Source organism: Paraburkholderia sp. SSBN10T, assembly GCF_056619545.1.
In genome coordinates, this window is the sequence record NZ_JBWQQI010000019.1 from 99027 (window position 1) to 113216 (window position 14190).

At 62.0% G+C, this 14190-nt stretch carries 14 protein-coding genes; 7 read left to right on the forward strand and 7 right to left on the reverse strand.

All coding sequences use genetic code 11. From position 1 onward, the window contains the following. Nucleotides 1-8 precede the first annotated feature (8 nt). Entirely contained in the window at nucleotides 9-890 is an 882-nt protein-coding gene (locus AC1ECK_RS26195; protein WP_480324312.1) for a polyprenyl synthetase family protein, read from the reverse strand. After that, entirely contained in the window at nucleotides 887-1192 is a 306-nt protein-coding gene (locus AC1ECK_RS26200; protein ID WP_480324314.1) for an exodeoxyribonuclease VII small subunit, read from the reverse strand. Before AC1ECK_RS26200 ends, AC1ECK_RS26195 begins: the two co-directional genes overlap by 4 nt. Nucleotides 1193-1479: 287 nt before the next feature. Here AC1ECK_RS26200 and AC1ECK_RS26205 point away from each other — a divergent pair, with 287 nt between their 5' ends. After that, entirely contained in the window at nucleotides 1480-2586 is a 1107-nt protein-coding gene (locus tag AC1ECK_RS26205; RefSeq protein ID WP_480324316.1) for an aromatic ring-hydroxylating oxygenase subunit alpha, read from the forward strand. A 184-nt stretch (nucleotides 2587-2770) separates the two neighbouring features. Continuing rightward, nucleotides 2771-3640, forward strand: a complete 870-nt coding sequence (locus AC1ECK_RS26210) for a sulfurtransferase (RefSeq protein WP_480324318.1) — start codon at nucleotides 2771-2773, stop codon at nucleotides 3638-3640. Between the two features lie 48 nt (nucleotides 3641-3688). Here AC1ECK_RS26210 and AC1ECK_RS26215 read toward each other — a convergent pair whose 3' ends face one another. The 3 genes from AC1ECK_RS26215 to polA all read right to left on the reverse strand — a co-directional run bounded on the left by AC1ECK_RS26215 (nucleotide 3689) and on the right by polA (nucleotide 8962). Beyond that, nucleotides 3689-4561, reverse strand: coding sequence for a dienelactone hydrolase family protein (locus AC1ECK_RS26215; RefSeq protein WP_480324320.1), 873 nt, complete (start codon nucleotides 4559-4561; stop codon nucleotides 3689-3691). Nucleotides 4562-4671: 110 nt separating this feature from the next. Beyond that, nucleotides 4672-6024, reverse strand: coding sequence for an NAD(P)/FAD-dependent oxidoreductase (locus tag AC1ECK_RS26220; RefSeq protein ID WP_480324322.1), 1353 nt, complete (start codon nucleotides 6022-6024; stop codon nucleotides 4672-4674). A gap of 172 nt (nucleotides 6025-6196) precedes the next feature. Further along, nucleotides 6197-8962 carry a DNA polymerase I gene (gene polA / locus AC1ECK_RS26225; RefSeq protein WP_480324324.1) on the reverse strand — a complete coding sequence of 922 codons (2766 nt, stop codon included), beginning with the start codon at nucleotides 8960-8962 and terminating at the stop codon, nucleotides 6197-6199. A gap of 1 nt (nucleotide 8963) precedes the next feature. Here polA and AC1ECK_RS26230 point away from each other — a divergent pair, with 1 nt between their 5' ends. Next, complete coding sequence (locus AC1ECK_RS26230; protein WP_480324326.1) at nucleotides 8964-9707, forward strand: LOG family protein; 744 nt, start codon at nucleotides 8964-8966, stop codon at nucleotides 9705-9707. Nucleotides 9708-9787: 80 nt separating this feature from the next. On the opposite strand, the gene AC1ECK_RS26235 is transcribed toward AC1ECK_RS26230, so the two are convergent. Then, entirely contained in the window at nucleotides 9788-10687 is a 900-nt protein-coding gene (locus AC1ECK_RS26235; RefSeq protein ID WP_480324328.1) for a transcriptional regulator GcvA, read from the reverse strand. A gap of 98 nt (nucleotides 10688-10785) precedes the next feature. Between AC1ECK_RS26235 and AC1ECK_RS26240 the strand changes: the two genes are divergently transcribed. Next, entirely contained in the window at nucleotides 10786-11355 is a 570-nt protein-coding gene (locus AC1ECK_RS26240) for a chromate transporter (protein WP_480324330.1), read from the forward strand. Continuing rightward, nucleotides 11352-11882: a chromate transporter gene (locus tag AC1ECK_RS26245; protein WP_480324332.1), complete on the forward strand. Its 531-nt coding sequence runs from the start codon at nucleotides 11352-11354 to the stop codon at nucleotides 11880-11882. The genes AC1ECK_RS26240 and AC1ECK_RS26245 overlap by 4 nt, the downstream gene beginning before the upstream one ends. A gap of 41 nt (nucleotides 11883-11923) precedes the next feature. Here AC1ECK_RS26245 and AC1ECK_RS26250 read toward each other — a convergent pair whose 3' ends face one another. Continuing rightward, nucleotides 11924-12265 (reverse strand): zinc ribbon domain-containing protein YjdM, encoded by a 342-nt coding sequence (locus tag AC1ECK_RS26250; protein ID WP_480324333.1) that lies wholly within the window; start codon nucleotides 12263-12265, stop codon nucleotides 11924-11926. 284 nt (nucleotides 12266-12549) lie between these two features. Between AC1ECK_RS26250 and AC1ECK_RS26255 the strand changes: the two genes are divergently transcribed. Together AC1ECK_RS26255 and AC1ECK_RS26260 are read left to right on the forward strand one after the other, a co-directional pair. Beyond that, a complete protein-coding gene (locus AC1ECK_RS26255) occupies nucleotides 12550-13560 on the forward strand; it encodes a DUF2515 family protein (RefSeq protein ID WP_480324334.1) in 1011 nt (336 codons plus the stop codon). Beyond that, a complete protein-coding gene (locus AC1ECK_RS26260; protein WP_480324335.1) occupies nucleotides 13560-14183 on the forward strand; it encodes a flagellar biosynthesis sigma factor in 624 nt (207 codons plus the stop codon). Before AC1ECK_RS26255 ends, AC1ECK_RS26260 begins: the two co-directional genes overlap by 1 nt. Nucleotides 14184-14190 lie beyond the last annotated feature (7 nt).

Sequence of the window (14190 nt, forward strand, 5' to 3'; positions counted from 1 at the left end):
TTTCGCGTTCAGCTAACCCGGTTCACCACCAGGTCGGCCAGTTCGGCAAGACGCTGCGCACGCGCGCCAAACGGCGCGAGCGCAGCGTGGGCATCGGCGCGCAGTTGCGCTGCGAGTTCGCGCGACGCTTCGAGCCCGATGATCGACACGTAGGTCGGCTTGCCGTCCTTCGCGTCTTTGCCTGCCGTTTTGCCGAGCGTCGCGGAATCGGTCGTGACGTCGAGAATATCGTCTACGACCTGAAACGCGAGGCCCACAGCGGCTGCGTAGGCGTCGAGCGAACGCATTGCGTCCGCGCCCGGCGCTTCGCCCGCCAGTGCCCCCATGCGGACCGAAGCGCGCAGCAGCGCGCCGGTCTTCATGCGGTGCATCGTTTCGAGTTGCGGCCGCGTCAGCGTGTGACCAACGCTCGCCAGATCGATGGCCTGGCCCCCAGCCATGCCGATCGAACCGCTCGCCAGCGCCAGTTCCCGCACCAGCGCCGCTTGTTGCGCAGGCGCCAGTACGTCGGCTGTCAGCGCGACGAAAGCTTGAGATTGCAGCGCGTCGCCGACCAGTAGCGCGGTCGGTTCATCATACTTAACATGCACCGTGGGCTTGCCGCGACGCAGCGCATCGTCGTCCATGCACGGCATGTCGTCATGCACCAGCGAGTAGACGTGGATCATCTCCAGCGCCGCTGCCGCCGCATCAAGGCATTCGACGCGTGCGCCCGTCAGTTCCCCTGCCGCATGGCACAGCAACGGGCGGACCCGCTTGCCGCCGCCCAGCACCGCGTAGCGCATGGCCTCGTGCAGTTGCGCCGGTTCAACGGAAGGCGCCGGCAAATAGTGTTCGAGTGCCGTCTCGACGCGCTCGAGTACCGAGTGCATCCATTGTTCGAAAGTCATAGGTCGTCCCCGCTCTCTGTCGCGGCTGTGCCTGCGCCACTCATGGGCAGCGGCTTGAGGGTCTCGCCATCGAGGACCCGCACCTGCTGCTCGACCTTTTCCAGTTGTTGCTGGCAAAACGTCACGAGGGTCGCGCCGCGCCGGTACGCAGACAGCGATTCCTCCAGGCTCAGACTGCCGCCTTCCATCCGCGCAACGAGCCCTTCCAGTTCCGCCAGCGCCGCTTCATAGTTCTCGGGCAGCGGGGCGCTGTCGGCGCCCTCGGGCGTTGCAGCGGGTTCTTTCGATGCGGTCTTCGCCATGAATGGTCGCAAAATTAAAACAAGTCGGACATTCTACGGCAAAAGCGACAAATCCGATCCGCTCGCCGTCCCCTGCCCCACCTGCTTGCCTTACGGCCCACCCAGAGACTGACAGAAAAAAATCCTTTTTGCTCGCACGAGAAGAGTGAACCATCTTCACAATTTTGACCCAAATCAGACACTTAGTCGCCCCAAGGAGGGGGAAACGGGTATAATCGCGGGCTCCCTAAATCGAATCTTCGATGGTTGGGTTGTTCACTGCTTTCACGTCTTCATCGGGAGTGGGAATGTCCAATCTGAGCAATGCATTGCAGTTGCGGTCTGTTCACAGCCAGCTGCCAGTCACGGCTTACTTTGACGAAGCGCTTTTAACGCGCGAAATCGAAACCCTTTTCAAGAAAGGTCCTCGCTACATCGGGCACGAACTCATGGTGCCGGATGCGGGGGATTATTTTGCCTTGCCCAGCGAGAGCGAGGGGCGTGTACTCGTCCGTAACAAACAGTCACAAGTTGAGCTGTTGTCGAACGTGTGCCGCCACCGGCAAGCCATCATGCTTAACGGCCGCGGCCAGGCGGAGAATATCGTCTGCCCGCTGCACCGCTGGACGTACGATCTGAACGGCCAGCTTCTCGGTGCACCGCATTTTGCTGACAACCCCTGCCTGAATCTCGGCGCCACGCCGCTGCAAAACTGGCAAGGGCTGCTGTTCGAAGCCCAGGGACGCAACGTTGCGCACGACCTTGCACGTCTGGGCACCAAGCAGCACTTCGACTTCTCGAATTTCATGTTCGATCACGTCGAGGTCCACGAGTGCAACTACAACTGGAAGTCGTTTATCGAGGTCTATCTCGAGGACTACCACGTTGCGCCGTTCCACCCGGGGCTCGGCAGTTTCGTGTCGTGCGACAACCTGACGTGGGAATTCGGCGAGTGGTACAGCGTGCAGACGGTCGGGGTCCATAAGGGCCTAGAGCAGCCGGGCAGCCCGACGTACCGCAAGTGGCACGAGCAGGTGCTGCGCTTCCGCGAGGGCAAGGCCCCCGAGTTCGGCGCAATCTGGATGGTGTACTACCCGGGCCTCATGATCGAGTGGTACCCGCACGTGCTGGTCGTGTCATGGCTGATTCCGCGCGGTCCGCAGAAAACCACCAATGTGGTGGAGTTCTATTACCCCGAGGAAATCGCGCTGTTCGAGCGTGAGTTCATCGAGGCCGAGCGCGCCGCCTATATGGAAACGGCTCGTGAAGACGACGAAATCGCCGAGCGCATGGACGCTGGCCGCCGTGCGCTGATGGAGCGCGGCGAGTCGCAGGTCGGTCCGTATCAGAGCCCGATGGAAGACGGCATGCAACACTTCCACGAGTTCCTGCGGCGTGAACTCGGCACGATCTGAGCGGCAGCGCCACCAGCCAGCACGCGTGCTGGCAGCAATCATGGAAAGACGGGCTTCGGCCCGTCTTTTTTTGTTTAGACTTAGAACATGATTCGGTTGAACGGCTTGGGCTTGCGAAAAGTTGGCTTCAAGCCGCGCCGAAGCCACCCGTTTCGCAACTATCTTGCATGGAACCGGAGCCGTCATGCCACACACTCACTACACCACGCTGATCTCCGCGACGAATCTCGCGGAACGGCTCACCGCTGCACCGGGCAGCGTCTTTGTGATTGATTGCCGCTTCGATCTGGCCGATCCCGAAGCCGGCGAAAAAGCCTACGCGGCTGGCCATGTGCCGGGTGCGCAATATCTGCATCTGGACCGCGACCTGTCCGGCCCGAAGACCGGCACCAATGGCCGTCATCCCTTGCCGGAGCGCGCCACGCTGGTCGCCGCATTGGCCGCGCGCGGCCTCAAGCAGGGCCAGCAGGTCGTTGCCTATGATGCGCAAGGCGGCATGTATGCCGCACGTGCATGGTGGCTGTTGCGGTGGCTCGGCCACGACGCAGTGGCCGTGCTCGACGGCGGGCTGCAGGCCTGGCAAGCCGCGGGGCATCCGCTGACGCAGGATGTTGCGCCGCACAGCGCCGGTGACTTCAAGGCGGGTGCGCCGCTCGCGGTAACGTTCGACGTCCAGGCGGTGGTGCGCAACCTCAGCACGCACGAGCGGGTGGTAGTCGATGCACGGGCCGCGGATCGCTATCGCGGCGAGAACGAAACTCTCGACGCGGTGGGCGGGCACATCCCGGGTGCCTTGAATCGCTTCTTCAAGGACAACCTCACGGCCGACGGCCGCTTCAAGCCGGCCCATTCGTTGCGCGAAGAATTCCAGGCGCTGCTGCCGGGCATCGCACCGGATCACGTCGTGCTGCAATGCGGCTCGGGCGTGACAGCCTGCGTAAACGCCTTGGCGATGGAAGTTGCCGGCCTGCACGGCGCAGCGCTTTACGCGGGATCGTGGAGCGAATGGAGTTCAGATCCGGCGCGGCCGGTTGCGACCGGGCCGAATCCGTAAGGATGCCCAGGCGGCGGGCGCACCCGCCGCAGCGGATAGCAGCCCCTCCTAAGCCACGCCGTGCTGCTTGAACCAGACCAGCGCACGGCGCCAGCCGTTTTCGGCATCGGCCTTCTTATAGCTCGGCCGGTAGTCTGCAAAGAACGCGTGGCCCGCATCGTCATAGACAACGAACTGCGAGCCACGCCCAGCCTGCGGGCCCTGCGCAATCGCCTGCTTCATCTGCGCGAGCGTGTCCTGCGGGATGCTTTGGTCCTGTAGTCCGTAAAGGCCCAGCACCGGCGCATGCAGATCGGCCACGCGGTCAATCGGGTTAGCCGGCGTCATCGCCGTATGATCGCCTGCCACCCGCCCATACCACGCCACCGCCGCTTTCAAGCGCGGATTGTGCTCGGCGTAAAGCCATGTAATCCGCCCACCCCAGCAAAAGCCGTTGACGCCCAGGCGGTTCAGGTCGCCGCCATTCGCACCTGCCCAGGCGACGGTGGCATCGAGATCCGCCATCACCTGCTCGTCGGGCACCTTGCTGACCAGGTGCTCGTCCAACTGCTGGATCGTCGGATACACCGACGCATCGCCTTCCCGGACATAGAGATCCGGCGCAATCGCCAGATAGCCGAGCTTGGCAAAGCGCCGGCAGACGTCGGCAATATGCTCGTGCACGCCAAAAACCTCGTGCACGACGATGATCACCGGCAGGTGCGTCTTGCCTGCCGGTTGTGCGCGGTAAGCCGGCACGAGCGTGTCGCCGGAATGCACGGCGACTTCGCCGGCTTCGAGGCCTTCGCTGTCGGTATGGATGGTCTGGGCGGACACCGGCAACACGGCGGCGGCGAATCCGCTGCCGAGCGCGGCCTTGATGAACTTACGTCGATTGAACGGCACGTGCGGGACCAGGCTGTCGACTTCGGGTTTCAGCATGCGGCACTCCTTGAGTGAAGGGCAGTGATCGGCGGTGAACGACGAAACAGAAGGCAACAGGATACGCTTGCGCGCATCCTGCTGCAGAAGCTCACCGCTACGGCCAACCCTCAGTGCAGCTTGACGCGCGGTAGCGTCGTGCGGCGCAGCCAATGCGCGAAGGTATCGAGCACCATCCGGGCGTAGCCGTGCAGCGCGGCAATATGCAGCCGGTACAACGACATATACATAAAGCGCGCAAAGAGACCTTCGATCAGCATGTTGCCGCCGATCACCCCGCCCATCAGATTGCCCACCGCACTGAAATGCCCGAGCGACACCAGCGAGCCGAAGTCGCGATAGGTGAACTCCGGCAGCGGCTGATTGTCGAGCCGTGCGGCCAGCGCCTTCAGCAGGAAGCTCGCCTGCTGGTGCGCTGCCTGGGCACGCGGCGGCACGTTGCGCTCGTTGCCCGGCCACGGGCAGGCGGCGCAATCGCCTAGCGCGAACACGTTGTCGTCGATCTCGGTCTGCAGCGTACGGCGCACCGTCAATTGACCGAGCCGGTTAACCGGCAGGCCGTCGAGCTGCGAGAGGATCGCCGGCGCCTTGATGCCCGCCGCCCATACCGTCAGGTCAGCGCGGATCGCCTTGCCGCTGGCGGTCCGCACCACGCCCGGCGCGACTTCGGCAACCGTTTCGCCGGTCATCAGCTTGACACCCAGCTTCGTCAGCAATTCCGCGGTCGCGGTCGACACGCGCTCCTGCAATGCCGGCAAGATCCGTGGCCCCGCTTCGATCAGGACAATGCCCACGTCATGGCGCGGGTCGAGCTTGTGCAGCCCATACGCGGACAACACCTGGGCGGTATTGCGCAATTCCGCAGACAATTCGACGCCCGTCGCGCCGCCGCCAACAATCGCCACCTGGATGCGCGGTTCCGTCGACGGAATCGACGCATCGGGCGTCGACTCCACCGGCTCATGCACCTGATGCTCGGCGCGCATGCAGGCCGCGATCAGGCGTTTGCGAAAGCGCTCTGCCTGGCTGACCGTATCGAGCGCCAGCGAGTATTCCGGCGCGCCTTTGACGCCGAAGAAATGCGTCGTACTGCCGATGGCTATCACCAGCGTGTCGTAATCCAACTCGCGTTGCGGCAGCAGTTCCGCACCGTCGTCGTCGATCACCGGAGCGAGCGTAATGCGCTTGGCCGCCCGGTCCAGACCCGTCAGCTCGCCCTGCTGAAACTCGAAGCCATGCCAGCGCGCCTGCGCGGCATATTCGAGTTCCTGCGTGAACGGGTCCATGCTGCCGGCGGCCACTTCGTGCAGCAACGGCTTCCAGATATGGGTCGGATAGCGATCGACGAGCGTGACCTGCGCACTCACCGCCCCTTTATTCTTGTGTGGGGCATAGCGATCGCCGAGACGCGTCGCCAGTTCCAGCCCGCCCGCACCCCCACCAACGACGATAAAACGATGCATCGTAGTTCTCCGTGTTTGCCGATCGGTTATGCGTCGAGACGGCCCACGTCACCCCGTCGGGCCGTCTGTCAGTGATTGTCCGCGAGCAGCACGGCTTGCCACAAGTCATCAGAGCGCATGTGTGACATGCGCACGACGATATCGCGGGAGTTCAGGCGTCCCGCAGTGTGGCCTAATGCGCCTCCTCCCAGTTGGCGCCGGCGCCGACTTCGGCGACCAGTGGCACCTTCAGCGCAGCCACGCCGCACATCAGTTCAGGCAGGCGCTTGCGCACCTCGGACAGTTCGCCATCCGGCACTTCGAGGATCAGTTCGTCGTGCACCTGCATGATCATGCGCGTACCGATCTTCGAGACTTCGAGCCAGTTCTGCACGGCGATCATCGACAGCTTGATCAGATCGGCGGCGGTGCCCTGCATCGGCGCATTAATTGCAGCGCGCTCGGCAGCCTGACGGCGCGGCCCGTTGCCGCCGTTGATTTCCGGCAGCCACAGGCGGCGGCCGAACACGGTTTCGACGTAGCCCTTGGCTTTCGCGCTCGCGCGGGTTTCGTCCATGTAGCTGGCGACGCCGGGATAGCGCGCGAAGTAGCGGTCGATATAAAGCTTCGCCGCATCGCGCGTAATGCCGAGGTTGGCGGCGAGACCGAATGCGCTCATGCCGTAGATCAGACCGAAGTTGATCACCTTGGCGACGCGCCGCTGGTCGCTCGAGACTTCAAGCGGCGTGACGCCGAAGATCTCGGCGGCGGTGGCGCGGTGAATGTCCTCGCCCTGCGCGAAAGAACGCAGCAGCGAAGCATCACCGGAGATGTGAGCCATGATGCGCAGTTCGATCTGCGAGTAATCCGCGGAAACGAGCTTGTGACCCGGCGGCGCAATGAACGCCTCGCGGATGCGGCGGCCTTCCGGCGTGCGCACGGGGATGTTCTGCAGGTTCGGATCGTTCGAAGCGAGCCGCCCGGTGACCGCCACAGCCTGCGCATAATTGGTATGCACGCGGCCTGTCTGCGCGTTCACCATGCGCGGCAGCTTGTCGGTGTACGTGGACTTCAGCTTCGAGAGGCCACGGTGTTCGAGCAGCAACTTCGGCAGCGGATAATCTTCGGCGAGCTTCTGCAGCACTTCTTCATCGGTCGAGGGCGCACCGCTCGGCGTCTTCTTGACCACCGGCAATTGCAGCTTCTCGAAGAAGATCTGCCCGATCTGTTTCGGCGAGCCGAGATTGAATTCGCCCTCGGCCAGCACGTAGGCCTCGGTTTCCAGCTCGATCAAGCGCGCCGCGATTTCATTGCTCTGCTGGCGCAGCTTCTCAGCGTCGATCAGCACGCCGTTACGCTCCATCTTGCGCAACACGCGCGAGGTGGGAATCTCGATCTCGCTATAGACGCGCTTCAGGCCCGCCTCCGCCGCGACCTGCGGATACATGGCCTGATGCAGACGCAAGGTGATATCCGCGTCTTCGGCTGCGTATTCGGCGGCCTGTTCGAGCGCGACTTCGTCGAAGCCGATCTGCCCCGCTCCCTTGCCCGCCACCTCTTCGTACTTGATCGTCTTGATGCCGAGATGGCGCAGCGCGAGGCTGTCCATGTCATGCGTGCGATGCGATTCGAGCACATACGACTGCAGCAGCGTGTCGTGCTCGATGCCGTTCATTTCGATGCCATAGTTCGCCAGCACCTGCTCGTCGTACTTCATGTGCTGGCCGACCTTCTTGTGGCCGGCGCTTTCGAGCCACGGCTTCAACTTCGCGAGCACTTCGTCGCGCGGCAATTGCACCGGGTGATCCGGCCCGCGGTGCCCGACCGGAATATAGGCTGCGGAGTTAGCCTCGACGGCCAGCGAAATGCCCACCAGTTGCGCCGTCATCGGATCGAGCGAGGTGGTCTCGGTATCGAAGGCGGTCAGTTCAGCCGCGGTGATCTTTGCGAGCCACGTGTCGAACTGCTCCCAGGTCTGCACGGTGTCGTAACGACGCTCGCCGTCGATCACGGGTGCGACGTCCTCGGCGGCGCCAGGACCTTCCATGACCTCGGCCGCTTCGACCTCACGCAGCCAGGTCTTGAAGCCGTGCTGCGTGAAGATATCCCGCAGTTCTTCGCGCGCTTCGGGACGCGTGACGAGGCTCTCTTCAATAGACGTGAGATGCGGCGTCAAATCGCAGGCCGTCTCCACGGTCACGAGCTTGCGCGCCATGGGCAGGAAATCCAGCGCGCGGCGCAGGTTGTCGCCTACAGCGCCTTTGATCTCATCGGCATGAGCGACGATGCCGTCGAGCGTCTCATACTGCGTCAGCCACTTGATCGCCGTCTTGGGACCACACTTTTCGACGCCGGGCACGTTGTCGACGGTATCGCCGATCAACGACAGATAATCGACGATCCGCTCCGGCGGCACGCCGAACTTGGCCAGCACGCCGGCGCGGTCGAGCGTCTCGTTGGTCATGGTGTTGATCAGCGTGACGCGGTCCGTCACGAGCTGCGCCAGGTCCTTGTCGCCGGTCGAGACGATCACGTTCATGCCGCGCTTTTCAGCCGCCGTGCTCAACGTGCCGATCACGTCGTCAGCTTCGACGCCGTCGATCATCAGCAACGGCCAGCCAAGCGCGCGCACCGCAACGTGGATCGGTTCGATCTGCCGCGCCAGGTCTTCGGGCATGGACGGGCGGTTGGCCTTATAGTCCGGGTACCAGTCGTCGCGAAACGTTTTGCCCTTGGCGTCGAACACGCACGCGCTATACTCTGCTGTGACTTCCTTGCGCATGCGCCGCAGCATGTTGATGATCCCGTACAGCGCACCCGTAGGTCCGCCATCGGGTCCGCGCAGATCAGGCATCGCATGGTAGGCCCGGTACAGATAGCTCGAACCGTCGACCAATAGCAGGGTCTTTCCTTCCAGCTCAGTTCCCAGCTTAGTTTCCAGGACTCGTTCTTCAGGCATTATGACAAAGAGAAAAGTGATTCCGAGTCTGCGATCGCTCGCAGATCAAGAACGCGCGACAGCCAAGAAGGCCCGCGCATCGTGGCAGATGTTCACGATTATGGCAGAGTTTATTGAGGCGACCGAGTACCTCTCGGAGATTCGCCCGGCTGTCAGCATCTACGGTTCGGCGCGCCTGAAACCGGCCTCGCCTTACTACAAACTTGCCACGCAGATTGCGCGCAAGCTGTCCGACGCGGGCTTTGCGGTGATCTCCGGCGGCGGCCCCGGCATCATGGAAGCGGCCAATAAGGGCGCGCATGCCGGCAAGGCGCCGTCGGTGGGCCTGAACATCGAGCTGCCGCACGAGCAATCGGGCAACCAGTGGCAGGACATCTCGCTGCGCTTCCGCCACTTCTTCACGCGCAAGGTCACGTTCGTGAAGAACTCGGATGCGGTGATCGTGATGCCCGGCGGCTTCGGCACGCTGGACGAACTGGCCGAAGTGCTCACGCTGATCCAGACCAAGAAGTCGCGCCATGTTCCGATCATTCTGGTAGGCGGCGAGTTCTGGAAAGGCCTGCTCGGCTGGTTCAAGGAGTCGCTCCTGCCGATGGGCCTCATCAATCCGGACGACATGAACCTGATGCAGGTGATCGACGATCCGGACCAGGTGCTCGAAGCGGTCCTGAAGTTCTACGAGGACCGTGAGGAAGCAGAGCCGCATCCGGTGAAGTCCGACGAAGACCGGATGTTCTATCTGTAACATGGGGTGACAAGCGTCGGGCGGCATGCTGCTGCCCGGCGGCTATACCTCTGTAAGGACGGCGAAGGCCCCGCGGCCGCTCATGCGTGCCCGGCCTCGTCCTCCTGGTCGCCTTGCTCCTGCAGCCAACGGCAAAACTGCTCGACCAGCGGCGCCTGCGCGACTTCGCGCCGCGCAACCCACCAATAGCCGCGCGCATCGAGGCGCGGACCTTCGAGCGGCGTCACGAGCCGGCCCGAAGCCAGTTCATCGGCGAGCATCGGCAGTGGTCCGAGCGCGACGCCCAGTCCATCCACGGCCGCTTGCAACGCCAGATAGAAGTGATCGAAAGACTGCTTCTTGCGGCATTTCGCCTTCACGCCCGCCGCCATCAGCCAGTTGCGCCACGCGTCCGGCCGGGTATCCGAATGCAGCAGCACGTGCCGCGCGAGATCGTCGGCCACCTTGATTGGCGAACGCTGCAATAGCGCGGGACTGCACACCGGCAGTTCGCTTTCGTCAAGAAAATGTCCGCTTACGCAATTCGGCCAATGCGCCGGCCCACGCCTGACCGCCACGTCATAGCCTTCCAGCATCTCGACGGGCGCGTTCGAGGTGGACAGCCGCAGTTCCACATTGGGCATCTTGCGCTGAAACTGGTTGAGCCGCGGCAGCAGCCACTTCATCGCGAACGTAGGCAGCGCGTTGACGCGCAGCACATGCACCACGCCGGTGTCGCGTAGCTGGTTAGTCGCGAGGGCAATACTGTCGAACGCGGCCTGAACGGTTGCCAGATAGCGGCGGCCGTCGTCGGTCAGCCGCACGCGCTTGCCGATGCGGTGAAACACCTGCACGCCGACCCACGCCTCGAAGGCGGCAACCTGGCGGCTAATTGCACCGTGCGTCACATGCAATTCGTTCGCGGCAGCAGTGAAGCTGTCATGCCGCGCCGCGACTTCGAAGGCGCGTAGCGCCGGAAAGGGTGGAAGATTTCTAGCCATGCTTGTGATTCTAGATCACAAGGAGGCGCCCGAAAAATCGTTTTGCCCGCAGGCGAAACGGCGTTAACCTCCGCAGGATGGACAAAATAGCCAACCACATGGATCAAAACCTCTCCTCCGCCGAAGCCGGCCTCGCGGCCCCGCCCACCGTCAGCGAGATTTTCAGCGGCTTTCTGGGCCTCGGCCTGATCTCGTTTGGCGGGGCCTTGCCGCTGGCGCGGCGCGCGATCGTCGAACAGCGCCGCTGGCTCAGCGCCTCGGACTTTACCGATCTGCTGGGCCTGTGCCAGTTCCTGCCGGGCGGCAATGTAATCAACCTTTCGGTGGCGATCGGCATGCGCTTTCGCGGGTTGCCCGGCGCACTGGCGGGCTTGCTCGGGTTGATTGCGGGGCCGTCGCTGGTAGTGATCGGCTTGGGCGTGTTGTACGAGCACACGCAGAACGATCCGCACATCCGTCATCTGTTTGCGGGACTCGCGGCCGCTGCCGCAGGGCTGCTGATCTCGATGGCCGTAAAGATCGTGCTGCCGCTGTGGCGCAAGCCGGTCGCGGCGATCATCGCCGCGCTAGGCTTCGTGGCGATCGCGCTACTGCGCTTTCCGCTGCTGCCCACCATGCTCGTCCTCACGCCGCTCAGCATCTACCTCGCTTCGAGAACCGCACGATGAACGACACCCTCATTTCACTCGCCATCATTTTCAGCCAGTTGTCGCTGCTCGCTTTCGGCGGTGGCAACACGATCTTGCCGGAGATGCAGCGCCAGGTGGTCGAGGTGCATCACTGGATGCCGGCCAGCGAGTTCAGCGCGCTCTTCGCGCTGGCGCAGGCCGCACCCGGCCCGAACCTGATGGTCGTGACACTGGTCGGCTGGCACGTGGCCGGATGGGCGGGGATGCTGGTGAGTTCGGTGGCCAAGTTCGGCCCGTCATCGATTGTGACGATCCTCGCGCTCAAGGCATGGGAGCGCTTCAAGGACCGCCCGTGGCGGCGCTGGGCGCAAGCGGGATTGGTGCCGGTAACGGCGGGGCTGGTCGCAGCGAGTGCGGCGTTGATCGCGCATGCGTCGGATACGACGTTGATTGCGTGGGTGATTACTGCCGTATGTGCGGTGCTGGCGTTCAAGACGCGCATTCATCCGTTATGGCTGCTCGCTGCGGGGAGCCTGATTGGGTTGACGGGCTTTGGGCAGTTCTAGAGTGTTTTCGCTAGCGGCAGCCCGTCGATGTCTCCAATAGGTCAGACCTTTCGAACGAACTCGGATTTCAGGCTCATCGCGCCGAAACCGTCGATCTTGCAATCGATGTCGTGGTCGCCATCGACCAGTCGAATGTTCTTGACCTTGGTTCCCATTTTGATCACGCCGCTAGAACCTTTCAGTTTCAGGTCCTTGATGACTGTGACAGTATCGCCGTCCTGGAGAACATTGCCGGCCGAATCCCGATAGACCTTTGCAGCCGCTTCGGCGTGCACGCCTGTTTCGGACGACCACTCGTGAGCACACTCCGGACAGACAAACAATCCGCCTTCCTCGTAGGTGAACTCGGACTGGCATTGCGGACAGGCGGGCAAAGTGCTCATGGGCTTTCCTTTGGAAACGTAGAAGATCCTAAGCCCATAAGTATACCGTCGCCGCCTACGCGACCTGACGAATGGCTGTTAGCGTTAAGCGGCAGTCGTTGGAATTTCATTGCGTTCGAAGACCATGGCCGCGCCGAGTCCACCCGTATTGCTCAGCACGATCCCCATATATTGAAATAAGCCGCACTATCTCATAAACAAGGATTCCTGAATATCTGATACGTTTACGGCCGCGTTAATAGTGCACGCCACGAAAACGAGACCAACAACAACGAGTCAGGTTCATGCCGAAATGCGATAACTCAAGGTGTTCGATTTGTTACCCAAACTGGAAAGAGGAGGAAGCCGCGGCAAAGAAGCGCGCGGAAGACGACAAACAGGATTGCATCACCTGTTGGCGCTTCTATCAGAAGAAGGCCGAGGAGATCGCATCCTCTGACAACCCGGTTGTCCGTAACCGGCACATCAATGCGGCCTACGCGCAATTGTGGCTAGATGACAGGCGCTTTCAGTGGGCAGGGTTGGCCGCGTTCGCATCCAAACAGGTCGGTTGCGGCTTGCTTAACGCAGCGGAGCTCATCAGCAAGTCAAACCGGGAGCGTGACGCCTATCGGCAATGGGAAAGACAAAGCTCCCCGCTCGAACGAATGGCACCTTATGGATCACCCCGAATGCCGATCCCGGATCAGGCAAACGGCCTCGGCGCGGAGAAGGTGTATCAGATGCTGGCCAAGGGCAATACGTCATTGTTTCTCGATATATGGCCGCTGCACATGTTCTACAAGAAGTTCGGCTTGCAGCGGCTTAAGAGGTGTCATCGAGAGCGTCAACTTTTAGAGGGATCTGTTACGTGGCCAATCTCCAAGAGTGTTCCGTTCGGCGTTACCAGGCCCCATGTTGCGCAGGCATTCGAAGCGATCGACGCCGGAAATATTAGTAAAAGCGTCGAATTGATGGCTTGGCATGAACAGATAAACATCCTGCAACCGGCCATGTACGACGATCCGACCTTCGCTCTGCTCATGCGAGCCAACCAGTTCGCGTGGGCATTGAATATTCCAACCGGTTCGGCGCGGGAGATCCAGCTAACTCTTGCCAATCAGTGCACAGTCACGGGCGCCAACGCGAAATACGAAATATTCAGCAAGCAGCCCTTGGCCAATCTCGCGGATGGCGACCAACGAATGGCGTTCGTTCAACGCGCTGCTCAGCGGTTCGATGAACTCCTGCATGATCCGATACAGCGGCATTTTGTGGAAAATTCCCTGTTCCTCATAGCGCATGGAGGCCGCTGATGGCAATCAGGAGATTCCGTTGGCACCGGCACCTTGCTTGCGTGGGGTTTGGACTTACCGTCATATTAGTTATCGCCGCGACGGCGCGGCCAGGCGACGAAGTTGTGCTTGCACTAGGTGAACCATACGAGCAGGTACAACAGCAGTCCCGCTCGATCTTGCCAACTATCGAGCCCAACGCAAACTGGGGTGGCCACGTGAGCCGCCCCGCTCGATTGCGCTTCGTCGACCCCCAATATGGTTTTGTCACTCCTGCGGCGAAATTCCTCGCGGTACATTACGACAGCAACGGCAAGGTCGATTCCGTGACACTATCCCCGCAAATCGCGGCTTTGTCCCTCGATAACGCGATGGCAATCCTCATCAACTTACAGGATCAGCTTCGACGGGGAGGGTGGAGGCCATTTCGGGCAGCGCGAAGCCAGCCTATCGGAGACACGCCGGCCAGTCGAGCCGAGATTCGAAAGTGCTCTGCTCCAACGAGCTATTGGCAGGCCGGCAACAAGTATCAAGTCTCGCTCAATATCCGCTGCTTTCGGTCCGAAGACCATCCAGCCGACGAGCGCTACCTGATAACACTGGATCTTGGTCCTCCTGTCTTTGATGACTACCCTGAAGACTGAGGCGCAC

Coding starts and splice junctions, on each gene's coding strand:
- AC1ECK_RS26235 (WP_480324328.1), bottom strand. CDS start 10,687: ATGGCTAGAAATCTTCCACCCTTTCCGGCGCTACGCGCCTTCGAAGTC.
- AC1ECK_RS26215 (WP_480324320.1), bottom strand. CDS start 4,561: ATGCTGAAACCCGAAGTCGACAGCCTGGTCCCGCACGTGCCGTTCAAT.
- AC1ECK_RS26255 (WP_480324334.1), top strand. CDS start 12,550: ATGCCGAAATGCGATAACTCAAGGTGTTCGATTTGTTACCCAAACTGG.
- AC1ECK_RS26205 (WP_480324316.1), top strand. CDS start 1,480: ATGTCCAATCTGAGCAATGCATTGCAGTTGCGGTCTGTTCACAGCCAG.
- AC1ECK_RS26200 (WP_480324314.1), bottom strand. CDS start 1,192: ATGGCGAAGACCGCATCGAAAGAACCCGCTGCAACGCCCGAGGGCGCC.
- AC1ECK_RS26210 (WP_480324318.1), top strand. CDS start 2,771: ATGCCACACACTCACTACACCACGCTGATCTCCGCGACGAATCTCGCG.
- polA (WP_480324324.1), bottom strand. CDS start 8,962: ATGCCTGAAGAACGAGTCCTGGAAACTAAGCTGGGAACTGAGCTGGAA.
- AC1ECK_RS26250 (WP_480324333.1), bottom strand. CDS start 12,265: ATGAGCACTTTGCCCGCCTGTCCGCAATGCCAGTCCGAGTTCACCTAC.
- AC1ECK_RS26195 (WP_480324312.1), bottom strand. CDS start 890: ATGACTTTCGAACAATGGATGCACTCGGTACTCGAGCGCGTCGAGACG.
- AC1ECK_RS26245 (WP_480324332.1), top strand. CDS start 11,352: ATGAACGACACCCTCATTTCACTCGCCATCATTTTCAGCCAGTTGTCG.
- AC1ECK_RS26260 (WP_480324335.1), top strand. CDS start 13,560: ATGGCAATCAGGAGATTCCGTTGGCACCGGCACCTTGCTTGCGTGGGG.
- AC1ECK_RS26230 (WP_480324326.1), top strand. CDS start 8,964: ATGACAAAGAGAAAAGTGATTCCGAGTCTGCGATCGCTCGCAGATCAA.
- AC1ECK_RS26240 (WP_480324330.1), top strand. CDS start 10,786: ATGGATCAAAACCTCTCCTCCGCCGAAGCCGGCCTCGCGGCCCCGCCC.
- AC1ECK_RS26220 (WP_480324322.1), bottom strand. CDS start 6,024: ATGCATCGTTTTATCGTCGTTGGTGGGGGTGCGGGCGGGCTGGAACTG.